This window comes from Bacteroides sp. MSSM.1001136sp1_RTP21357st2_D2_RTP21359_211015 (genome assembly GCF_040913205.1).
Lineage (GTDB): Bacteria > Bacteroidota > Bacteroidia > Bacteroidales > Bacteroidaceae > Bacteroides > Bacteroides ovatus.
Genome location: NZ_JBDFVF010000004.1, coordinates 185,401 through 209,805 on the forward strand (window position 1 = coordinate 185,401; position 24,405 = coordinate 209,805).

Below are 24,405 nucleotides of genomic sequence, written 5' to 3' on the forward strand. Positions count from 1 at the left end.
ATTGAACTGTAACAGGGGTAATACTTTTAAAGAGAGCTCCAATACACTCTTTATTGTTTCCGATTTATTATTTACGGTTTATCGTTTCATTTTTAACGATAAACCGCTTATCGCCTATTTCTCACTTTCTTCGTACATCTTCTCTATCTGCTCACTATAATTCTTGGCAACCACCGCCCGTTTCAGTTTCAGTGTATTAGTCAATTCTCCACGTTCCATGCTGAATGGCTCAGGCAGTAAAGTGAAACGTTTGATTTGTTCATAGTGCGCAAATTGTTGCTGAAGTGTATCGATCCGGGCACGGAACAATCCTACAATCTTCGGATGCTGCAACAGTTCCGTCATATCCTTATATTCAATACCCTTTTCTTTGGCATACTCTTTCACAAATCCATATACAGGAACAATCAGAGCCGAGACAAACTTACGTTGATCGGCGATAATGGCAATCTGGTCGATATAACGGTCAATGACCAACTTCGTTTCCAAAGCTTGCGGAGCGACGTATTTGCCGTTTGATGTTTTGAATAAATCTTTAATACGTTCCGTCAGGAAAAGCTGTCCATTTTTAAAGTAACCGGCATCACCTGTATGGAACCAGCCATCCGGCTCAATAGCGGCAGCTGTGGCTTCCGCTTTTTTGTAATAGCCTTTTGTGATCGTCTTACCCCGAAGCAGGATTTCATTGTCTTCACCGATTTTCACTTCAATCCCCGGCAGTACAACACCTACCGAACCGATATCATAGCCAACCGGCAGTGTACAAGATACAGTAGCCGTAGATTCCGTCAGTCCATATCCTACCACCATATTGATTCCTACCGAATGAACGAATTCATTAATCTCATCGGGAACGGCAGCACCGGCAGTCGGGAAAAAGTTACCATTCTCAATACCGATTGTTTTTTTCAGCAAAGAATAGATAGTCTTTTCGTAAAACTTATATTTCAGTTGATTCATCACCGGAGGAGTCTTTCCCAGACGCAGATAATCCAGATTATGGATTCTACCTACCCGGATAGCATCCAGCATCAGTGCCTTCTTCAACCCTGTAGTTTCGTTTATTTTTTCCTGTACCCCTGCATACACCTTCTCCCAAAAACGGGGAACACTGCACATCAGTGTCGGGCGAATTTCCTTAATGGTTGTTTGTATATCTGCCGGACGGAGATTGATACAAATCTGCACTCCTTTATGAATACAGAGATAACACCATGCTTTCTCAAACACGTGTGTTAATGGAAGGAAGTTCATCGATACATCCTTATCCGACATCGTCGTCAAACGGTCATCATGTGTATGAAACTGTTCCAGATAACAAGAATGATGAAGCATAACCCCTTTCGGTTCCCCCGTTGTGCCGGAAGTATAGAGAATATTTGCCAAGTCATCATAAGAAGCCCGCTCCGTACGTTCTTCTACCGTATCATTATGAGGCAATCCCTCTCCCGTCGCCATAAATTCATCAAAATAGATAGATGATACGTCACGAGGGTCTTTTACCACCGAACGGTCAAAGATTATCAGTTGTTGCAAAGAAGAACAGAAACCAAAGATACTGAAAGCGGCATCATACTGGTATTGCTCACCGACAAAAAGAAAACGAATCTGCGCATCATTAATGATATATTGCGCCTGCGCAGGTGAACTCGTTGCATAAAACGGAATGGTAACCGCCCGGTTGGCAAATGCACCAAAGTCTACATAGAACCATTCGGGTTTATTCTGTGAAAATATACCGATATTCTCTTGTTCTTCCACTCCCAATGCCACGAAAGCATTAGCTGCTTGCCGTACTGTTCCGGAGAACTGCTTCCATGAAATAGGAATCCATTGAGCTGTCTCATAGTCACGGTATTTTAAGGCTACCTTGTCGCCATATTTTTCGGCCTGACGATGGACCAGGACAGATAAATGATGATAAGTCATACTCTTTGTATTAGTAAATATGGTACAAAGGTATTAGTTTTATTTGAAACTATTGCTCAAAACGACTATCTTTGTGCAAAGATTAAGATATAGATAAAAGATTTGCACTATGAAATATGATATTCCATATATGACAACAGAGGCTGTAAGCCTGCTTAAATCACTGATTAGTATTCCTTCAATCAGCCGGGAAGAAACCCAAGCTGCGGATTTCCTGCAAAACTATATTGAAATGGCAGGTATGCAGACGGGACGTAAAGGAAATAATGTGTGGTGCTTTAGTCCTATGTTTGATTTGAAGAAGCCTACTATTTTACTTAACTCCCACATAGACACAGTGAAACCTGTTAACGGTTGGCGGAAAGATCCGTTCACTCCACGTGAAGAAAACGGTAAGTTATATGGATTAGGAAGTAACGATGCCGGTGCCAGCGTTGTTTCGTTATTACAGGTGTTCCTGCAACTATGTCGCACTTCGCAGAAGTATAATCTGATTTATCTGGCCTCTTGTGAAGAAGAAGTTTCTGGAAAAGACGGAATTGAGAGCGTATTGCCGGGACTTCCTCCAGTCTCATTTGCCATAGTGGGCGAACCGACAGAGATGCAACCCGCCATTGCCGAAAAGGGATTAATGGTATTGGATGTTACTGCCACAGGTAAGGCGGGACACGCCGCACGTAACGAAGGAGACAATGCTATTTACAAGGTATTGGACGACATTGCCTGGTTCCGTGATTATCGTTTTGAGAAAGAGTCACCCTTGTTGGGTCCCGTAAAGATGAGTGTCACTGTCATCAATGCCGGTACACAACACAATGTGATTCCCGATAAATGTACTTTCATCGTCGATGTCCGGAGTAACGAGCTTTACTCAAATGAAGAATTGTTTGCTGAAATCAAAAAGCATATTTCCTGTGAAGCCCAAGCTCGTTCATTCCGCCTCAATTCTTCACGAATTGACGAAAAGCACCCATTTGTACAGAAAGCTATGAAGTTAGGACGCGTTCCTTTTGGTTCTCCAACATTGTCCGACCAGGCCTTAATGTCCTTCCCATCGGTAAAAATTGGTCCGGGACGTTCGTCACGTTCACACACGGCAGAAGAATATATCATGTTAAAAGAAATAGAAGAAGCGATCGGACTTTATTTAGAGCTATTGGACGGACTTCTGATTTAATAAAAGTCATTGGTGAATTGATAGTGGTTATCCTATTATATAGTTCTCAACTATCAATTCACCCATACAATAAAAACAAAGCAACGATTATTCAAACAACTTCGATAAAGCTTCCTCCAGTTTTTCACCCCTTAAGTTTTTGTCTATAACAATTCCCGTAGGATCTACAAGGAAAGTTCTGGGTATAGCATAGATACCATATATATCAGAAGCATCCACATCCAACAATTGTACCCAATTCATTCCAAGTTCTTCAACAGCAGCCCTCCAAGGTTTCAGTTTTCGATCTGTGGATATGCTAATCACCTCAAATCCCTTAGAAGCATATTTTTCATAAGCAGCTTTCACATTGGGCATTTCATGCCGACAAGGTCCACACCATGAGGCCCAAAAGTCAATCAAGACATATTTTCCTTTACCCACATAATCAGACAAGAGCTTCATGTTGCCAGCATTGTCTTTCACTTTAGCATCCGGGAAACGTTCGCCAATCTTTATCTTGGCATCCATTTCCTGCCGTTTCTTTTGTTCTTCACGCTGTTCCGGAGTCATTTTATTTTTAAGTTCCGCCTTCATTCGGAGCTCTGCTTGGTTCTTCTTTTCCACAATATTTCTCACCAAATTATTTTGTGAAAACATAGGCGAAGCTTCTTTCATCAAAATCTTCATATCATCAAAAGGCATCATCATACCTCCAACGGAGAAAAGATATACACCCACTATACTATTCTTATAATCCTTTATACAATGTGATACTGAATCCATTTGTGCAAGAAATTTCTTCTCTATTTTATCATATCTTGCTCTAAATGCAGTATCATTCACCATCTTATCAGCAAATTCTTCAGATTTCATTCCAGTCATTAACTTATAAATACTATCTGATGTTTTCAACATATTATCCATTATTAGCTGCATACGGTTTAAAGCTATATTCAATGAATCATTTAAAGGCGTTCCCCCTCTCTTATTCGCAGCAATATTTACTGATATTTCTCCTTTTTCGAAAATCAACGGATAGGTTTCTCCATCCATATCCTTGATGATTGCAATATCCGGCATTTGATGTACACCAGAAAAAGAGAACTTACCTTTTTCCACTGTTGTACTGTCCAAAACGACTTCTTTGGCTTTCTCTCCATCTCCCATCAGGCATAAATACAACAATTGATTATTCAATTCCTCATTAGCAATACCTCGGATAGAGAATTTCTCTTGGGCAGAAGAAAATATAGCAATAGCACAAAACGTGCATAAAATCATAATTCGTTTTCTCATACGGAATAAGTTTATATCAAAAAAACAGTTCACACTCATGTTCAATACCTGCTATTATCATTTCAAATTCTAATAATCATTTGAACTAATAATAGATCTTCTTATTTTTCTTATCGGAAACGACCTGATAATCCTTCACCTTTATATTAAAATATGATTTAGACTTTCCATCATCATTAGAAGGTAACTGTTCTTTATCTTTTTTGTGCGGCAACTCAAGAATATCTATTTCTTTCACACTCTTCTTCAGTTTCGGGAATAAAAGACTGATATAAATATATTTATGATTAAATCCTTTGACAGCCAACAGCCTACCCATCGGAGCTCCACCATCATATCCCCGCACATTATACTCATCGCCACTTTTCTTATCGATAATCTTAAATCCCGGACTATAATACAACCATTGCCAATCCCAATAAATAGGTTGTATGAATGTCACTTTAGTATCATTCTTTCTCCTTTCAATCGAATATAAAGAAGGACTTGTAGACCTCCCATTCTCATACGCTTTCTCATACACTTCTTCAGGAACTATAACTAGACTATCGCTTGGAAGCATATAGGCTTGTGCATATAATTCTTTATCACGCTTCTGCTTTTGCTCATATTCTTTCAACCGCTGTTCACCTCTTTTTACTCGTTCACTTTTCTCCGGCATTATCTCTTTGGACATCTCTGTCTGGAGTTGCTCCACTAGCAGCGGCATTGTCTCACGCATAACCATCAATGAAGCCTCTTTATATTTCTTACCTACGGGAGATTCATAAAATGCAGCAACAGCTTTTAATTCTGCCAATGTTAAATGCTTTTCATAAACAGGCATATACATTTCAAACACCTTATTTTCTACTTTCTCTTTCCAATTTTTAGAGAACTCATTCCAATAAGCCTCATCCTTTTTCGGCGCATTTAATTTCATTATAGATGATAATTTCTGGAAAAAGTCATCCGTAGTAGTCGAAGTACCAGAAAAATCCATGATTTTCTTCAACGCTTCTTTGTACTCATCTGTCACATTTGTATTTTGTGCAGAAACTGGTAAAATTAAAGCAAGCAGTGCAATTATACACATCGTTACTTTGGGAAGGAAAATGTTTTTCATAATTATCTGATTTTATTTATGGGATTTATATTGATTCCATGTTTCATCTTGTATTGCTATACAAAGATATACATTAAACCAACATCATTCAATAGTATATTACAATCCATAAGGTTACCATTCACGCTCTCTGTAAGATACAGACAAACGAAATATCCCCTATTCATCTATAATTATAACATTCAAGCACCTATTTTATCAAGGCTACTTTGAACAATTCATTTCATCTTTTGAAACGATATTATTACCTTTTTCATCCAAAACCGCCTCTAATAATTTTATGAAATAGGCACCCGTTACCGGTCTTCCCCATGATGTAACTCTTGTTTTCTGATTCACAACATTATAAGTGTCTGCCATTGGTACACGCCATTTGTTTTCATTCATATAATTGTAAAGCGGAAGAATAAACTCACGAAACATGAGTCGGTCATTTTGCAATGCAGCCGTCCATACAGTCCAATCAGCTTTCGCATAATCAGTTTTACTATGCAACGGACAACCGTAAGTATTCAATTTAGTCCTATAAAAGGCTGTCTCCAATTCTACGACTCTATCCGGAAAGACATGAAGGTCAAGGAGTTTATCCCAAATCAAGTTATACTTTTGCCCCCAGCTATCCGGCTGATCAAAAGCCAAACGATAATGGTCTCCGTCAGAAGCCTGCTTCTCCCATTCCTCGGCCATTCTTTTTGCTGTTGCCAAATATTTTTCAGCATCTTCCTGTTTACCTAGCATTTTTGCCAGAAGAGCATACGATGCAATACCTAGAATTCCTTTGGCAGACAAATTAGCATTATGAGAGTAGCGGCCGGCAAAGCTGTCAGTATCAATCTGTTTATCGGTATCAACCCCGTTCTCCATCAAATAACCCGCCCATTTGGAGAGAGTCTCCCAATGAGCCTTTGCGTAAGATGCATCTTTTTCCGCTTTAGCCATAGCAGCCACCATAATCAGCATATTTCCGGCATGTTCAACCGGTAAATCTCCCCCTTTCGCTTGTCCGTTTACAAACGGATAACCGCCCAAATCATGAGCCGGGAAAGGCTTATTCCATTTACCACTCTCACTATAATAAAAGAAAGGATTCAACATTGCTTTCAGCAGATTGGGATTGTAACAAAGAAATAGCGGTGAAGCAGCATAATAAATATCCAGCGAACCCACCAACGTGGTAAAATAGAGCAACTCATCACTCGAATTCTTAGACATCTGGAAAGACGAAACGGCCTGACGATATGCCGAAGCACACAGTTCTGCGTACTCTTTACCACCGACACGGCAAGCATTCTCCATCAATTGCCTGTCAAAAGCATAGCACCTTGCCATTGTTTCTTTATATACTTTTTCTGCGTCTTCATATAACCCTTCTATCGTTTTATCTCCGTCCTTATTCCAATAAGGCCGTAGATCCTCACCGAAATAAGCCATTGTATACAATCCATCGAAAGCCGCAATCAGATGTTGGGGAAACTCACTATTCATTTCCAGCTTCTGTGCTATCGCCGCATAACGTTTTTCATTCGACCGACGCATTTCTTTCAAATCACCTTCTTTCATAAAATGCGCCCGCATCTCTGCCGCGTCCCCTTGTGCACAAGTAACATTCTCTTTCGCTCCTAAATAGAAATATCCCCAGGCCGGAGCATCCTTCAGCTTATCCACCCATAACTTCTGATTCTCCCGACCGGTCTTCATCATCACCCAACCGTCTTTTTCATACATCTCCGTAGACTGTCCGGCACGAAAGGCTTTATGAGGATCCATTTCAAAATAAATAGCGACATCATGCTCCTTACCGTCCAATGCCTTAGCCTGATAAGAAATATAATTAACCGGACGACTTAACAGTTCCAAATCATCCAATAAATAAGGAGCCGTAAATGTCAGTTTCAATTCCACATCTCCACAATCAAAAATATAATGTGTTTGGGTAGCCTGCACATCCACTGATTTTTGCCCGGCTTCTTTCAGCTCACCATACAACCCGAAATCTGCGAAGGAAGTACCTCCCCAATTCACGCAACGGGCCGCAAACAAGGCTTTTCCATCTTTCATTGTTTCTAAGATAGAATCCGGGATCTGCACTTTCACGTCGTTGCGTGCCTTCGTTCCTGTACGAACAAGCTCCTTTCCATTAATAAGCAGTTGCATACCGTCATTATACGAATAACGCACAAAAAGTTGTCTATTTTTCACTAAGGAAGGATCGAATGAGACTTCCCTTCTAATCCATAGCCTATTGGTATTCCAGGGAGTACCAACACTCGGTCCGCCTTCCGTGCCAAAAGCAGCGCTTCCTTGTGCCCATGTGCTATCATTAAAAGCAGCCATTTCCCAACCCTCTTCCGGTTGTTCTGTTGTATATTTCCCAATCCATTCCTTCTCATTAGAAACGGGAGCTATGCCTTCTACCAATATTCCCGACTCCTCTGCAAATAAGCCGAAATCAATCAATGCACTACCTTTTTTATTCTCACAATGAGCTGCAATAAGGGCTTTTCCTTCCTTCATTGTATTCAAGATAGAATCCGGCAACTCAACTTTTAAATTTGCCGCCGCACGGTCCGCACTTACGACTAGTTTTCCGTTAATATATAATTGAACTATGTCATCATACGAATAACGCAAATAAATCTTCTTGTTCTCAAGCAAATATGGATCAATATCCACGATTTCCCTCCGCACCCATATATCAGTTGAAAGCCACTGCGTTCTCGTTTCACGTCTGTCGCGTGTACCGAATGCACCTTCATTTACCTGCCAATATTGATCATTAAAATCCGGTTGCTCCCAGCCTTCATCCGGTCTAAGAGAGGTATACTTTCCTTCCCAGCTTTCATAATCGTATGCCATTGTTGCAATGGCTTGCATAGGTAGTTCACGTCTACCCATAAAGCGATACATCGTTCCGTCCACCCGCAGGAAACCGACAAAAGGAAGATTTTTCCCATTAGTAAAAATCATATTCTTCTCTGTCAGCTGATCTGTTGTCGACCATAAACGCAGATGTGGGTGGAGCATCAGTAGCGGATAAGCAGGTACACGCAAGTCGTTTTTAATAGTTTCGTCAGAATAAGGAACACTTTTCGAACAGGCTGCCAACAGGATAGCTAACAAATAAAGGATATACTTTCTCATCATTATTTCTTTTATTGTTTTTTCGGTTTCATTCTCGCCTTATAGTTCGATGCAACATCACTGTAATGTATGCTTTCGAAAAGCTGTTTCATATATTTGTCTCTTGCATCGCCCCCTTCCATCAGAAGGATTTTTGCCATTCCATACGGATGCCCCTCTTTCACCATATTTATCCCGATACATTTCTTATAGACTCCTTTATAAGGTTTCAATAACGGAACTTCATATACATATACCGTATCGGCATTGCAATAATTCTCCATATTCTCCTCTGCGATCACTCTCATATAGCGGGCTGTGTCGAACTGTACCGTTTCCTTATTGCGGCTTGTCTTTTTTCTTCTTGAAAGCACAAATTTGCCATTCACCAGATTCGGTCCCATCTCGTCATCCTCTTCCGGTGCTAAGTTCAATGCCGCCATTACTTCACCATAAGCCATATTTTTTGCAATACCATGAGGTCTATTTTTAATAAAGAATGGATATAGAATCAAACAATCTTTATTTTCTGATTCCAACGCTACACGATAGAATGAGCCTATGCTTCTTCCTTCATTCACTCTGAATGGAACCATTTTATCAATGGTCTCAAATCCTGCCGGCATACTCAATTTTATATGAAAGTCTCGTTCACACTCCACCTGATACTCACTAAAAAGCCCCTTCCGCTCTGCGTTCGTAAACGAATAGAATATCCGGGAAGAAGCCTCACGCATTTTATCAGCATCCATTTTCCATTCCTTGTTGTTTCCGTAGTTGACCGACTTGCAGAACTTTGAAAGATATCGCTTTTCTTTTGCCTTTCCCTTTTCTGTAAAGAAGCAACGGAATATCATAGGCGGTCGACCTTCCTTGTAGGCATAGATGCTTGTACAATATGAATACCTTTTATAAACGTTCTTCAATGCAGTGCGGAACACGAACACCGTATCTGCATTCATCGGAGCCTCAGTTCCGGAAAACACCGTCAGTCGTTCTTCAATCAAAGAATCACCGACCTCCATCATAACATAATTTCTCAGAAATTCCGGTTTTCCACATTTTTCCGTCCATGCAATATCAGGGAAAGACGTCACCATCTTCAGTTCGGGATACATGATGAGACAATCCTTATCGACTGACTCAACGGTCAGCCGATAAAATAAAGAATAAGGGTCTTTCTTGCCGAACGCCCACGTCTCGCTCTTCATCAAATCCGTAAAGCCTTTCGGTTTCTTCCACGAGATATCCCAAACTTCGGAAACAAACTTCGAATAATAAGAAAATATTTCATCTTTTCTTACGAAGGAGTTTTTTCTCTTTGCTGAAGCATCAGAGAACATTCCGCCTAGTAATAAGCAGAAAAGAAAAATGACTTTATAATTCTTTTTCATTCCCGTACACCATCAATTCTATATAAATATCTAATATCAGTAATACAACAATAACGCCATTGACCATCGTTTTGATTATCTTTATAAATTACATTATTATTTTCTATTTTCAATATTTCAACAGAATGAGCAACCCCACCTTCCGGTCTACCAATAACCCCTACTACAACAACTGAAGAATCATCAATAAACGAATAGTCATCGTGATAATTAGGAATACTTATAGGCTCCCCAATAAAATAATAATCCATTACTTCATAATAACTGCCACCTGGCACACCATTTTCCCCATACCCATCTTCAATCCACGACGAAACATCATTAAAAGAATCATTTATTCCATAATGTCCTAAAACATCAGCAATCGTATGTGCCACACAATCAGTCGGTTCCTTATCACCTCCAAATTCCTCAATAGTCCTTGTACGAGGTCTTAAGTATACCAACGGAGTAGAAATCAACACTTGGTTCTCATATTCTATTTTAGCAGAAAAGAACTTATATAATTTTTCAGATATATTTATTTCAGCACCAGATTTCTCCTTTAACTGATATAAACCATCTTTTTCTTCAACATTTATTCGCCCTAATGCTTCGAAAAGTATTTTCATCTCACCCTTCGACAGATTCAAATTATCAAGATCACCTTCTATAGACAAATAAGGTAATACTGATTTAACTTCAAAATCGTCTACCTGCTGTTGACATCCAATAAAAATATGGCAGCCTCCTAATATTAATACCACTAATAATATAAATCTCATTACTATATTTTTCATAATACATCTATTATTTCATTTTTCATCATAAGCATATCACATCTAAAATTGTAGGTATATAATCTAATTATATCTTAATGCGCCTATAACATTATCCGACTCTTGAACTCACCTTTTTACATTTTACTATATTTATTGATTTATATATTATCCATCTTTTTTCACCATATATCGTATTTTCCTTATCAACGCCGAATTTACTTTTGCAGGCTTTTCCAAAAGTATCTTTGCCAATTCCGAAGCCTTCTCTGTATTACCTATGCATTTATACAGTTCATACAATTGATAAAGAGGCAAAAAACGACTAGGGCACATATACGAAGCACTCATATAGTATTCTTCAGCTTGTTTATAATCCTTTTTTTCTCTATAGATATCACCCAATAATAATTCAAGATCATAATCTGCCCAATACTTGCGACACTCCAACGCTACCTTCAAAGCCTTCTCGTATTCTTTGGCTTCCGTGAAAACAGCAGCATAATTATACAGGAAATAAGGATTATCTTCGAATCGGTGTTTCAGACTCACATAGTACGGAAGCGCCTCATCATACGAATGACAAAAAGCTAACTCCGAAGCCTCCTGCCAACTGCGTTCCGACTGTGTACGTGCGCCCAGCCTAACCTGTCCCCAAAAGAAGCCCATCACCGCTGCAGAATATATTATATTCCTGCCCCATGTACCTATCTTTATCCGCTTCAAATAATCAGCAGTCAACATGAGAACGGCAAGAAATGTCACCATCCACGTAAAAGGATACGTAAACGGATAGGAAAAGAAAGAGAATACGCCTATTGATAGCAAAATATAAAGAGCTATTTTCTTTTCTTGTGTAGGATTTTGCCTATAACAATACACAAGCGCCCCCACCATACCCAAAAGCAAAGCCAATCCGACAATACCGAAATTAATCAGAACTCCCAAATATTCATTAAAAGGCTGCTTTACATTATCCGCTAACATTGCATAGCGATTTTGCGAACCATATTCTTTGAAATAGTCCGCCTGATAGTCCATATATTTAGCCTCGAAACTTCCGACGCCATGCCCCGTCCAAGGAGCATCTTTCACCATTTCCAAACCACACCGCCAAATCAACAACCTACCATCTGCCGAATCTTTTTTCAACCAATAGGAGCCGATTATTAACAATCCTATTATAGATACCGATAATAAATATCTCCATAATCTCCCATGAACGAATCTTCCACACAAATACATGACACATACCGCAATGACACTTACCATGCCGGATCGCGAATGAGATAAAAATACTGCCAATACCATCACTCCCCCTGCCAGCCATCCAGCATATCGAATATACTTATTTCTATGTATGATCAAAAAAACGACAAAAGGCAATCCGGCACAAAGGCAGGCGGCAAATCCTGCCGGATTATCAAAACTACCGGTCACACGGAAGGTTGCATGAGAAGGAAACAAACCTACGTATTGCAATATTCCATAAACAGCCTGCAACCAACAACTGGAAACAATGATACTCCCCCATATCGTCATATCCGTCACTATGGATTTACGCTGCAATGCCAAAAATGCAGCACACACCAGCATCCATAACAGCACAAACAAAATGCAGCACCATTTAGGCACAATATATGCGTCTGTAAATTGGTGGGAATATACAAACATACTGCCTATACATGCTGCGGCAAACAAAATATGAAAGAGTCTTATCATTTCTATCTTGGTATTAAATCAAGTTCTCATCCTCCAATACCTTTTTCAATCGGTAGTAGAGATCCAGTTTATGTTCCCATTCCTTCGGATTATCAGTGTTGTTCGATGCCGTTCGTGTCGGACAGCAATGTTTTTCCTCCCAAACAGGCGCCGAAGCCTCATCAAATTCTGCCACTTCCACTTCTATCACATCTCCGACTTCCAATAGTCCTCCGTCCCATACCAAATGCATCTCATCGGACACCCGCAATCCACCAACGCTCCAAGACGCACCACTATGCCAAGTAATATTACCAACAAGACCAATTCCATTTTGAGGAATGCCAGCCTTGCTAATTTTATCTTTGCTTTTTACTAAAAGCCCTTTCATATCAATATTCTATATAAGTCCCTTTGCCCCAAGCTCGGCTTTGAGTCGTTCGTATTTTGCCTTCAATTCTTCCCGATCATAGGTCATCTTCACAACAGGAGATACCGCTGACACTTCAACAACCTTTATCCGGACTCTATCTCCCACTTTCAGTTTTTCATCTACCCAAACGATTCTTCTCGAAGTATACAAGCCTCCTACATAAATACTATCACCGAAAGAGCAATTGCTATGCACCATGACAGATACCACGTCAGGTGACGTGACAACCACAGGTGACTGATCATTAATAGCTATTTCATATCCTATCATAATTTTTCCGTTGTTGATGATGAACAATTAGGAACAACCTCAATAAAGCGAGGCCTTTTAGCCTCCAGACTGTCTCTCAAGGCCCTGGCCTTTACCATATGTTCTTGCAACTCGGTTCTATACTCCCGCCAAGCTAAAAGAATATCGCGTTCTGCCTCAGGCATTAAATCGACAACATACAAGAATCGCGATAAAATAGCCTCATCTCCCGCAGTTTGATTAATAGGGTCTATATACATAGCCAACCAAGATCGAATAACATCGGGATATTGGGCATATTTTTCTCCAAAAAGCAAACGACCTTCTGTGGAACGTATATACGCATCTCGAAACAACGCATTTAGACGTGCATCACTTTTCATCGCTTCCTCTTCCCGCTTGGTTCTCATCAAATAGAGCATCTTGTCTACTTGCTTTTTACATTCGATAATGTACGCATTATAATCATTATTAATAGGAGCACCGGAAACATTCCCCTCACTTCCCCAATCAACAATGCGAAGTTGAATATCCCCCGGTTCTATAACGAAAGAGGTATTATAACGAAACTGTCTACCTTTACTGCAAGAGAGAGAAACCAAAAAAGGTTTCCGCTTGAGCGTTCCTTCGTAATGGAATGTATTACCAACTACCAATATGGTATCTTTGAATGCTTGCTTCATACGTTCAGGTTCTTCAACAAGAGCTGAATGTTCATATAGAAACACATACTCACCATCCAAAGAATGATCTGGAAACTCACCGCTGATTGTGTATCTTTCTTGCCCGTAAAATAGCTGGACAACAGAAGCAAATACAATAATTAATAATGTCCGTGTATATTTCATTTTCGCATATATTAAATTTATATCTTTTATCATCTTGTTTCTATCTACCTCAACATATTTGCAATGGACGTAACCAGCACCATCGAAATTATAATTATGCACCCAAAATCTTTCTTTTTATTTATAAGTACATCTACAATTTCCCATAATAAAAGAAAAAACCAAGTTGAAAGATAAACGATATGCAGCGTTACATCCCCTATCGGATATTTCCTGTTTATCATTGATAACAATATATATAAGATACATAGTCCTATATAAATGTTATTCTTAGTCGACAACATCTTTTTAGTTGACGTTTTATCTTCCTGAATCATATTCTTTATTGTCTCACTTGTTCTATCTACTCTTATACAGATGCCATAGTGATTCAATTCAATTTATTATTAGCAACTCTATATAGATTCTCAAACACAGCGATAGACGCATCTTTACTTAATTTCAACTTATCAATAATCCTGAATATTTTAGAACACGCTGCCACATATTCCGCAAACTCTTTCGTTTGTTCCACATCTTCGCCCTCACGCATAGCATTTTTCTTTGTCCGATACTTTTTGTATGAATCAAGAAATACAGCATATTCATCCAATGCTACAATAGAATCAACCAATGTACGTTCTCTATCACTGACGTTAAGATAATCCCATATTCTTGGATCACTCTTCATTTCATCATGATTCTTTGCTAACTTAGCAGAAGAGCCACAACTTGACATGAATATTAATGCCAAGACTAATGTCAAATAAATCTTCTGTCTGTTCATATTATAAAAAATGATTTATCACCGTCTATTGATGAAATTAAACTTATACTTCTTATCTTCTCATATCTATATATAACTTCGTTTTATCCTTTCCTGTCATAAAATCAATATTCACGCAATAACATAAATAACGCCAAAAGAAAAAAGTGAAAAGCATCTGAACATCCCTATCCGTTTCAAAAGCATCCAAACATTGATGATTGTTGGCTCGGAACTTTCCCAAAACGACAGTAAAAGGTAAACTGCCGGTTGCTTCATACGCATTACATATTTCCTTAAATAAAGGAGATGTAGCCTGTGACAGTTCCTTCTGATAATAAGTTTCTCCATTCAGTTGTTTTTTGAATTCATAGCCACAAATAATATGATAAGGATCGTACCGTTTCCAATTCGTATGAAGCGAATCAATCGGATGCTCATTAGTCTCTACAAAATAGTTACCAAACATGTCCGGATAAAGTTTGTCATTAATAGCTTTCAAAGCCTCCTTATCCACATCAATAATATAATGAAATTTATAATGCAGAAGAGCATCCATCATCAACTTTACTGCTTTTCCGTCAGAACTGCCGTAGTTACGTTGCAATGTAGAACGGAAAAAATTAATCATTTCTGTCTCTATAGCAGACACATCGTTTATTGTAGATGCTTTTGTCTGGCAAACAAACAACATTATTCCCAGAAGGAATAAAAAAATACTTCTTTTCATATTCTCCTTATTCACATTTATTGTTTCATTCACTCCTGTATAGAATTTGCAAATAACCATTATTCTTGATCACGGCACCCTAATTCTAAATATAAAAAGACCTAATCAACATCATTGTGTTTGTAAGAGTATCAAATAATACTCTTACAAACGTCAACAACAAACCAATTTACCCCTATTGATTACCAGTCTATCATTTGGGCGCATTACGATTTTATCAAATCATTTACCTTTTATACAATCTTCATATAATTCATCAGCCCGAGCCCACTTTGCATTACGAGCAACTATCGCATCTCCCATACATTGCATATATTCCCAATCATCTTTCAATAGCGCACATTCTCCCATAGCCCTACTAGCTTCTAGCTCTGCTTGTTCATACCTCTCTTGTCTTTCTGCTGCACATTTTTGTATTCGATCATTTTCAGAACTTCTACTCTTCTTAATCACCCGCCTTGAAGTAAGAGTCTGAACCCTAAATAAAGTGTTCAATTCATCATCATTCAATCTTAAGTAATCAGTTTTTTCATGCAAAATTCTCGCTGTTCTCACCACCATGTCCATCTCGCTTTTTAAAGCTTGATAAAGGTCTGAATAACCTATTCCCGCATCTACGTCTTCAACATTATTCAATTTTGCTGTAGACTCTAACATCTCAATTTCTTGTTTGCTCAATTTAGAAAAATATTCATCAGATTTTTTATACAAAGAATTGAGAGCTATCATATATTCCACAAACTCATCAGTCTCCGCTACTGAGTCTACAAGAGACATACGATGACCAGCCATTCCCCTTGTTGTTGCTCCATCTACTTTAATTTCATCCAACTCATCATTAAAACGATGAAAATCAGAAGAACAACTATAACCAATCTGCAAAAATGATACTACCAAAATAGCTCCAAAAACACTTTTAAATAATTTCATAACGATTCAATTTATTTATTATTAGCAACTTCATACATCTTCTCAAACACAGCAATAGATGCATCTTTACTTAACTTTAACTCATATGTGATTCTTTGTATTTTAGAACACGCTGCCACATATTCTGCAAACTCTTTCGTTTGTTCCACATCTTCGCCCTTACGCATAGCATTCTTTTTTGTCAAATATTTCTGGAATGAATCAAGAAATACAGCATATTCATTCAATGCTACAATAGAATCAACTAATGCACGTTCTCTTTTACTGATGTTGAGATAATCCGATATTCTTGAATCACTCTTCATTTCATCATGATTCTTTGCTAATTTAGCAGAAGAGCCACAACTTGACATAAATATCAATGCCAAAACTATTTCCAAATAAATTTTCAGTCTGTTCATATCATAAAAAATTATTTATCACCAATCTATTGATGAAATTAAATTTATACTTCTTATCTTCCTATATATAACTTCGTTTTGTCTTCTCCAGTCATAAAATCAATATTCACGCAATAGCACAAATATTGCCAGAAAATCCAAGTAACAAGAAATTGTACGTCTTGATCTGTTTCAAAAGCATCTAAACAGCCATATTGATTGGAACGTAATTTTCCATACGCAATCGTAATGTGCAAACTTCCGGTAGCAACATATGCCTTATACATATCCTTCAGTAAAGGAGACGTACTTTTCATCAATTCTTTTTGAAGATAAGTTTCTCCATTACTTTCCTATACATCTTTCATATTCTTCTTTTGCTTCTTCTTTAGCTTTTGAAAATTTTTTAGCAGCTTTAAAATAGCAATATGCATGTACAGTAGTTCCTGACTCATAAGCATCATCACAAGCCTCTTTCTCTTTTATTGCTAAATCAGAGGCGGCTTGTATAGCCTTATCTCTTATTTCTGCACATTTCCTAGCATCGTCACCCTCTCCCCTTGTTTTTAGAAGTACAGTTTTATGTATATACGTGCAGTCTAATGAGATAAGCATACTCCTCTCTAACTTATTCAAATGAAAATAAGCTGTATTTTTCAACTGATTTTGGGCGTTTATCATTTGTTCCAATTCATTCCTAATACAACTTTCATCAATAATATCTTCAATATAATCATCATTATTCAAATTTTCTTCTAACTGTATTTTTTCTTTGTCATTTAAAGATGAGTAATAGCTATCAAATTTATCAAAAAACATATGCAGACTCATTAGATAATCTAAATATTCTTCAGACTCAGAAACTGAAATAACAAGATCATTTCTACAATTTTGTTCTGATAAAGCCCGCGTAGAGTTTGCCTCTTCTAAAACCATACCAGAAGAATCTTCTACTACCAAATCATATTCAGAAAAGCTACAACCATGAACCAACAAAACAGAAAAAGCCGCAACAATTAAAGTTAAGAAACACAAATTAGTTCTCTTTTTTCTCATTTCCATACTATTTATACATTAAAATTATTTTACCAGTTTTATTCAATCTGCAACAAAATATTATCTACTAATCATCCGAAGATGTAATCACTTTCACAACTAATATTGTTTTAATGGTACTAGAAAGTTGTGCGTTCTCCATTAATTTAATGAACGACTTGTAACTTTCCACATAGCTATTCCAATCGTTTTGTATGTCTTTATGTTTACTTATTTTCAAAACAAGAGCATTTATTGAGTCTTTCCTATTCTGATACTCACCCAAAGGTTCTTTATCCCATAAATCTGATTCCATTAAAGGCTGAATTTTTTTTATCAATTGCCGGGTAGCCATAGCATATGATTTAAACTCATCCAACTTTGTTATAGAGTCAACCAATATGCTATCCTTATGTGTAAGTTCAGGTTCTATAAAATCGTTAGACTTAGTCATAACAGTCATACAGAATAAATCGTCAGAGATTACAGTGTCCGAACTGCAACTTTGCATAAAATACATAATAAATATTATCATAAACACCACTTTAAATCCAAGAGAGCAACTTCTTCTTTTCATCTTCATATTTTTATATTTAAGTTATTATATTAAAAGTAATATCACCAATCACATACACTATATTTAGGCCTATTCCCAAATTTGCTTTTCTTCATACACCAAAATTCGTTCCTGCCTTCTTCGTACATGATTCTACAGTAACAATATTCTTACTGAAGTTTTTGAAATGTAACAATCAGGACTTTTCTTTTTATCTTCATTTCCACAGAATAATGCTAATATACAACCTCTTCTCATAATCATTCTATAAAACAAATGAACACCTACTACTATCATAATATCCTACATCTCAATCATCCGTATTACTCAACGATTCCTCTTTTCCATCATACTCCATAACGAGATGGTTGTGATAGCCACTCTTCGTTACAAATTCAATATCTGCAATCAAACCATAATGCAAAGAATCATATTGAATACTCAAGATTTCAAAATCGTAGACCACACTATCCTTCTCTATCGTACCAATACACGGAGCTAACATTTTTTTCAACCGAACAAGATCACCACCTGCCAGGTATTCTCCATTTGGTGCCTGTAGATTAAGCTTCCTTTCTTCCGCTGAAATAGTAATTTTCCCTGTTTCATCATTTGTTGCTTGACAGCCAATGAAAGATGCTATTAATACGAATATACCAATAAACCATTGAATAAAATTCTTCATATAAATCGGCTGTAATGTTTTATGTTTTACATTTCTCTTAACCAATCGTTCTCTCATAACAATGTACTTTTAAAATTAATAAATATGTAAAGCAACTTACTACTTCCACACCTGCTTTCCCTCCTCATACACAAATATCCGTTCCTGATTCCCTCGTGTATGATTCTGCAACAGCAGCAACGCTCCTTTAGGAACCCTCCTGTAAACCAGCGAATCCAACATCGCCGTTTGCTGTCCTAATGTCCTCCACCCTCTCTTTGTACAATAAGACAATTCATAGTCATCCAACGACCGAACATAATTATCCCGGTTGGCAGGCGTATAAATTATCTTATCTATCACCTTTGGCGTACCTAAGTCTAGCCCAGTCCAGCCGCCATAAGGTTCCGTATAATCAAAAGACGTTTCAGTATTACCGTCGAATGCATTCGTATATTCGTGCGAGCCATCCTGTTGATAGCAACCGGGAGTACCAATAATTCTACCGCTTAATGGCAACAGTCCACCCGCTTCATAAAACTCTATTTCCGCCACATTACAATGCCCCTTTTCCGGTCCCATATAGCGGACATACCGACAAGGCGTCAATGAACGGGAATACGCCATTGTCCGCAACCGTTCGGGTTGCTTTTCTATCAGGAAAAGCACCTCTTTCTGACGAAAATCCGGATCATTGCTTCCTTCAAAAACACCTCCTATCATACGTTTCTGATACTTCTCATCTTGCCACAAAGGATATTTAGCAAACAGCGTTACATCCTGAACACTATCTGACGGAGCAAAAACATGAAATTCACCGGAAACAGTCATTTCAAAAGGATCAGTCCAGTAACGAAGTCTTCCCCGTTCGTAAGTTGCTATCCGCATGACGGGTTCTATCTGGACATCGTTAAAAGCAAGATGTTCACCATCAAATTCCGCCCATGCCACAGGCTCCCAATCCATGCGGCTACTGCCACAAAGATAAGCTATACGCGAATGGGGCTTTCCCGAATAAAGCATAGATGCAGGAATCTCCAGTTTCTTTTTGTATGTCTTTGCATAATCGGCTGTCACATCAACGATATGCGGATCTCGGAAGAAAGGTACAACAGCCGTATCCAAGCGTTGCATTTCCGCCTGCATAGCACGATTAAGACTGAACGTATTCCGATAAACCTTTATTTTCGAAGCCCCACACATCTTATCCTTACGGACTTCTTTTATCTTATCCGGATACTCTTGAAAATAAAGCGTACCATATTTATCTGTGAACGACACCCACTGGTGCCCATCATTCCCACCTCCATGAAGAGGCATAAAATCTATGGCACAAGGGATTCCCAACGCACGACAAACATAAACGACATAATCGGAAAGTTCACGACAACTGCCCGAAACGCTTTGAGCAATCTCCGGCCCTACATGAGGAAGTCCTTGCGGAACCGTAGTTGTAAAGAAGCGGCTACGTTTACGAAGAGAATCGCACAAACAACGGGCAGCAACAAGCGGATCTTCTATATCAAGAACCGTGGAAGCACGCAACGAATCAAGCAAAGGATTATACTTTCGATAAATGTCCTCACGCCAATAGCTTAATGTTTCATCACCAATCCGATAAGGAAGAATATACTCGCAAAAATCAGCAAAAGATACATTCTTCCCCCAAGGCTGTTCCTGCCAAACTTTAAATGCCCAGTCAATGTTATTACATAAATAAGCAGAATCGACTATCAAAACGTCTTTGCAATATTGCAAAGAATCTAAAGAGAACGGTCCATACATCCTTCTGATAGAATCCACCATTGCTTGTGGATATACCTTTTTACTCCGCGCTTCTTGCAAGAGAGTAAAGAAAGTGAGGTATTGTTCCAGCAGCTTACCTTTATAATAGGTATAAGATGGCATATTCTCTATCAGGAAACAAGCTGCCCTATATTTCAAGCTATCCGATGGATTGGATTGATAACGATGTAAAACCTTCTCAAGTTCAACACGATTTTCTCCAGCCTGTGACAAAGCTGCATCCAACGGAAGTACAATAGCAGTCTCCTCTTTCTTCTCTTGTGAACAAGAATAAAAAAGAGAACCGCCTATAATAACAAAAAGGCAAATAATAGGAATCAGCTTTGTCATTGCTTTCATAATATTATTTTTACACAAAGATACGAGCATAACAAATGCCATTCAAGAGAGCGTTACACTCCTATCCCTGTCATATAGGCATTTATCGGGCATATAGAGCCCTAAAAAAGTCATTTTATATATAAATTGTAACATTGATATATGAGTTATTGTAGTCATCAAACAGCTATTTGAACAAATTATTTCATTTTTTGAACAAAACGTTCCATCTAATTGCTGTAAAATCCCTTTCTTTGTTTTCCCAATTTAAATTATAAACAAGACATGAAAAGCGAGAACAAAAAACAGAGTAGCATATACGTAATTACACTGTTTGGAATATTATTGACCATATTCCTTATTTATAGTTGTAGCACCGATGAATACAACTATACAAATGAGACAGCAACAAAAGTAAACTCAATTGCCCAAACACGCAGCTTGGTCTCTCAAACTTGGAATACAGGAAATGTATTGATAGATTCCGTTGCCAATTCAGACGAGTTTTATGAATTTGAAAGATGTAGTGAACAATTAGCGGACAAGTTTAGTGCTTATACATCCAAACTAAATAATGAAGAATATGACAAACTCATGGAAAGTCTGAATGATGATGAGTATATGGAAGATTTCATCAAAAAAGCGAATCTGGAAGAAGAACTCCGACAAATGGATGAAGCTAAAAAAGGCTTGCTTGAACGTACGGTATTCTTAAGATTGAGTGAAGAGGAACGGTTGTTATTATTCAGGCAATATGCCAAAAGTCGTGGGCTAGCAAAAAGAAAGATATTAAAAACACGCAAAGAAGGAAATGGAAACAGTAAATGTGAAGAATTGAGACAAGCAGCATACGAACAAGCAAAAACGGAGTATGATAATGCCATAGCTACAAACTGTAAGGGCATGGGTCCTCTCTCACCATGTTACTTGAAAGAAACAGCAGTATATAAAGCAAATATAAGAATAGCAAATAAAGATTATGAGAATTGTATAAATAATCAATAACAATGATTCGCTATATTATACTTTATTGCAGTACATGCGCTGTCTGCATTACCATGTGTTATCTAGATCTTTTTATAGATAACATCAATTCTATTCTTCAACTGTTTCTCATCCATTTCTTCGATTTTCTTTCATGGATCATACTAACAATAGGCGCAATCAAATGTATGCCAGAAAAAGCATATTCTAATAAACGAGTATGGTTTTATTGTGCAGCGATGTCAGGAATGCTTGCAGCAATTAAGTCTTTCGTCAAACTAATAGAAATATTAGACACATAAAGATAAGAGAAGAGTTAATTAATCTCCAGTAAAAAAGCCTCCAATTCTTTATCTATAATCCCTAAACGTTTCCGGGCACGTGATCGCATAGTACGATAAGATCCGTCGCTTACACATAGAACTGACAAAATCTCTTCTTTTGTTTTATACATTCGGATCAATACGCATAACACAATATCTCGTGGAGGAAGCTGAAAGTTTTGCGACTTCAACCAACAAAAAAAGTCAGGATCTATCGTTCTACACCCTTCTACCAATGATAGATAGTCTTGGGCAGACAATTGAGCAATAGATTTATTCTCTATCAATTTACGAACTAAAGAAATACCTCTTTGGGTAGATAAAGGAGAAGCTAGCAATTGCTGTAACTTTTGAGATTGAATAATAGATTGTTGCCGTTCATTCTGCAATTTTTGATATAATAAAATCGAATACTTAATTATACCGGCTATCAATATGCCAACAACCACTAAAGTAGGAATTGTATAGGTAGACAATGCCGGTGCCACCTCCTGATGTATTTCTTTTGGCATAACGACATATATCTGATCTGCTGTAATTAAAAGAAAAGCAGCGATACACTGCCAGTCCGTTATTTCGGAAGGTATACCATGTGCCTCCCTCTCACGGAATGTCCACAATAATGCTCCCACAAAGAGTGTCAGCCACATTGAAAGATGTATGGAAGATGAAAACGCATCAACATACATTTCAGGGAAAAATGCCTGAAATATATAAGCAGCCAACAGAATCGCGCAACAAAGCAAGCCTCCCGACAGTAATTGTTTAAAAGAATAAATAGACTGTTTCATCATTCTCTTTATCTTGTGCTCTTGAATCACAAATATAAGAAAAAAGTATCTTTACATCATTAATCGACCTCTATATTTTTACCGAAAAACAAAAAAGCCCTATATTATCATACGAAATGATTACAGCCTTCACCGCTTCCACCTTCTTCCCGAAACCTCTGTCCAGAGCAGGAAAGCGGGTGAAAGCGACCATGCAAAAGCCCTTCTATCACGCTTTCACCACTTTCACCGACACACTTCAAATCGACGCTTACTCAAATCGTTTCCATTTACCGCCGAAGCACATCACGAGACACCCCGTAATAACCCGCTGCAGCCACATAAATCGGCTGCATACGTTTGCCGATATTTCGCAATTTACCTTCTTCCAGCAATCGCCGGAGATGACGATTCGCCGTAGTCCGTGTCATGCAGCATACTTCCTGAAAATCATAACGAAGCATTACATCATGATCGACAAAATATTCCTTCAACCGCATATCTATCTCTACCTCCGACAAGGATTCCGAATGGCGTGCATACTTGCTCCGGCTGACTTTAGCACCTACCAACTCCCCCCGCAAACGGGCATCAGGACGAAAACCGATTGTTTTCAACTCCATTTTCAACCATTTGTTCTTAGTGCTGCGAGTCACTTTTTGTGTACTCCGCAAGATTGGAGCAAAATAGCCAAGTCCTTCAATATGCACCTCACGCCCCTCGCGCAGTTCTTCACCACAAATCTGGGCAAGCATCTCGAACGCATTTTTTACATCACCTACGGAAAGCGAACTGCGTCCGTGAATCATCCGGCACAGTTTATCCGTTCCCACCTTACCATTCAAAAAAATGCGGGGATGCAAACCTTTCTCTTCCGAATCATCGGACTCACCGGGATTCTCATACCAATCGTAAAGTATAGCCATTAGTAGTTAACGTTTTGATAGTGAATATATTTCATGTAAAAACTTTAAGTTTATTATTAAACCACTACCGTGGTTCATTCAAATCACAGTCGTTATCCAATTAGATCACTCTTGTCATTTGATTGGACCACGAAAGTGAATCATCAATAACTCTTCGTCAAAGATACGATAAAAAATAGAGAAAAGGATGATAAGAAGCCGACTTCTTCAGATACGTAGAAATTAATATTTTTTCCGGAGAAATAC

Annotated in this window: 22 protein-coding genes; 2 read left to right on the forward strand and 20 right to left on the reverse strand. The window is 38.1% G+C overall.

Annotated features, from left to right (window positions below; all coding sequences use genetic code 11):
- Window positions 1-114 precede the first annotated feature (114 nt).
- Window positions 115-1,929 (reverse strand): AMP-dependent synthetase/ligase, encoded by a 1,815-nt coding sequence (locus tag AB5217_RS04770; RefSeq protein WP_004305211.1) that lies wholly within the window; start codon window positions 1,927-1,929, stop codon window positions 115-117.
- A gap of 109 nt (window positions 1,930-2,038) precedes the next feature.
- Here AB5217_RS04770 and AB5217_RS04775 point away from each other — a divergent pair, with 109 nt between their 5' ends.
- Window positions 2,039-3,106 carry a M20 family metallo-hydrolase gene (locus AB5217_RS04775; protein WP_004299550.1) on the forward strand — a complete coding sequence of 356 codons (1,068 nt, stop codon included), beginning with the start codon at window positions 2,039-2,041 and terminating at the stop codon, window positions 3,104-3,106.
- Between the two features lie 87 nt (window positions 3,107-3,193).
- On the opposite strand, the gene AB5217_RS04780 is transcribed toward AB5217_RS04775, so the two are convergent.
- From AB5217_RS04780 to AB5217_RS04860, 17 genes are all read right to left on the reverse strand, one after another.
- The gene (locus AB5217_RS04780; protein ID WP_229115783.1) at window positions 3,194-4,384 is read right to left on the reverse strand and encodes a TlpA disulfide reductase family protein; all 1,191 of its coding nucleotides are present in this window, start codon (window positions 4,382-4,384) and stop codon (window positions 3,194-3,196) included.
- An 85-nt stretch (window positions 4,385-4,469) separates the two neighbouring features.
- Window positions 4,470-5,489 (reverse strand): DUF2059 domain-containing protein, encoded by a 1,020-nt coding sequence (locus AB5217_RS04785; protein ID WP_032842884.1) that lies wholly within the window; start codon window positions 5,487-5,489, stop codon window positions 4,470-4,472.
- Window positions 5,490-5,693: 204 nt separating this feature from the next.
- Window positions 5,694-8,630, reverse strand: a complete 2,937-nt coding sequence (locus tag AB5217_RS04790; protein WP_050486429.1) for a glutaminase family protein — start codon at window positions 8,628-8,630, stop codon at window positions 5,694-5,696.
- 11 nt (window positions 8,631-8,641) lie between these two features.
- Entirely contained in the window at window positions 8,642-10,003 is a 1,362-nt protein-coding gene (locus tag AB5217_RS04795) for a hypothetical protein (protein ID WP_032854574.1), read from the reverse strand.
- The gene (locus tag AB5217_RS04800) at window positions 10,000-10,782 is read right to left on the reverse strand and encodes a hypothetical protein (RefSeq protein WP_032844877.1); all 783 of its coding nucleotides are present in this window, start codon (window positions 10,780-10,782) and stop codon (window positions 10,000-10,002) included. The genes AB5217_RS04795 and AB5217_RS04800 overlap by 4 nt, the downstream gene beginning before the upstream one ends.
- A gap of 147 nt (window positions 10,783-10,929) precedes the next feature.
- Complete coding sequence (locus AB5217_RS04805; RefSeq protein WP_032844874.1) at window positions 10,930-12,483, reverse strand: O-antigen ligase family protein; 1,554 nt, start codon at window positions 12,481-12,483, stop codon at window positions 10,930-10,932.
- Window positions 12,484-12,496: 13 nt separating this feature from the next.
- The gene (locus AB5217_RS04810; protein ID WP_032844873.1) at window positions 12,497-12,853 is read right to left on the reverse strand and encodes a hypothetical protein; all 357 of its coding nucleotides are present in this window, start codon (window positions 12,851-12,853) and stop codon (window positions 12,497-12,499) included.
- 9 nt (window positions 12,854-12,862) lie between these two features.
- Window positions 12,863-13,165, reverse strand: coding sequence for a hypothetical protein (locus tag AB5217_RS04815; protein WP_032844872.1), 303 nt, complete (start codon window positions 13,163-13,165; stop codon window positions 12,863-12,865).
- Complete coding sequence (locus AB5217_RS04820; RefSeq protein WP_050486427.1) at window positions 13,162-14,025, reverse strand: DUF4369 domain-containing protein; 864 nt, start codon at window positions 14,023-14,025, stop codon at window positions 13,162-13,164. Before AB5217_RS04820 ends, AB5217_RS04815 begins: the two co-directional genes overlap by 4 nt.
- 337 nt (window positions 14,026-14,362) lie before the next feature.
- On the reverse strand, window positions 14,363-14,758 hold the full coding sequence (locus AB5217_RS04825) for a hypothetical protein (RefSeq protein ID WP_032844871.1): 396 nt from the start codon (window positions 14,756-14,758) through the stop codon (window positions 14,363-14,365).
- 52 nt (window positions 14,759-14,810) lie between these two features.
- Window positions 14,811-15,467 carry a hypothetical protein gene (locus AB5217_RS04830; RefSeq protein WP_139147506.1) on the reverse strand — a complete coding sequence of 219 codons (657 nt, stop codon included), beginning with the start codon at window positions 15,465-15,467 and terminating at the stop codon, window positions 14,811-14,813.
- Between the two features lie 222 nt (window positions 15,468-15,689).
- On the reverse strand, window positions 15,690-16,397 hold the full coding sequence (locus AB5217_RS04835) for a hypothetical protein (RefSeq protein ID WP_032844870.1): 708 nt from the start codon (window positions 16,395-16,397) through the stop codon (window positions 15,690-15,692).
- A gap of 11 nt (window positions 16,398-16,408) precedes the next feature.
- Window positions 16,409-16,798 (reverse strand): hypothetical protein, encoded by a 390-nt coding sequence (locus tag AB5217_RS04840; protein ID WP_032844868.1) that lies wholly within the window; start codon window positions 16,796-16,798, stop codon window positions 16,409-16,411.
- Window positions 16,799-17,122: 324 nt separating this feature from the next.
- On the reverse strand, window positions 17,123-17,839 hold the full coding sequence (locus AB5217_RS04845; RefSeq protein WP_032854572.1) for a hypothetical protein: 717 nt from the start codon (window positions 17,837-17,839) through the stop codon (window positions 17,123-17,125).
- Window positions 17,840-17,900: 61 nt separating this feature from the next.
- Complete coding sequence (locus AB5217_RS04850; RefSeq protein ID WP_139147505.1) at window positions 17,901-18,389, reverse strand: hypothetical protein; 489 nt, start codon at window positions 18,387-18,389, stop codon at window positions 17,901-17,903.
- A 289-nt stretch (window positions 18,390-18,678) separates the two neighbouring features.
- Window positions 18,679-19,110 carry a hypothetical protein gene (locus tag AB5217_RS04855; protein WP_032845358.1) on the reverse strand — a complete coding sequence of 144 codons (432 nt, stop codon included), beginning with the start codon at window positions 19,108-19,110 and terminating at the stop codon, window positions 18,679-18,681.
- Window positions 19,111-19,152: 42 nt separating this feature from the next.
- Window positions 19,153-21,177 (reverse strand): discoidin domain-containing protein, encoded by a 2,025-nt coding sequence (locus AB5217_RS04860; RefSeq protein ID WP_032854570.1) that lies wholly within the window; start codon window positions 21,175-21,177, stop codon window positions 19,153-19,155.
- Window positions 21,178-21,441: 264 nt separating this feature from the next.
- Here AB5217_RS04860 and AB5217_RS04865 point away from each other — a divergent pair, with 264 nt between their 5' ends.
- A complete protein-coding gene (locus AB5217_RS04865; protein ID WP_032845360.1) occupies window positions 21,442-22,161 on the forward strand; it encodes a hypothetical protein in 720 nt (239 codons plus the stop codon).
- Window positions 22,162-22,456: 295 nt separating this feature from the next.
- Here AB5217_RS04865 and AB5217_RS04870 read toward each other — a convergent pair whose 3' ends face one another.
- Window positions 22,457-23,257, reverse strand: a complete 801-nt coding sequence (locus AB5217_RS04870) for a hypothetical protein (RefSeq protein ID WP_229115782.1) — start codon at window positions 23,255-23,257, stop codon at window positions 22,457-22,459.
- Window positions 23,258-23,523: 266 nt separating this feature from the next.
- A complete protein-coding gene (locus AB5217_RS04875; RefSeq protein WP_032845362.1) occupies window positions 23,524-24,159 on the reverse strand; it encodes an HU family DNA-binding protein in 636 nt (211 codons plus the stop codon).
- Window positions 24,160-24,405 lie beyond the last annotated feature (246 nt).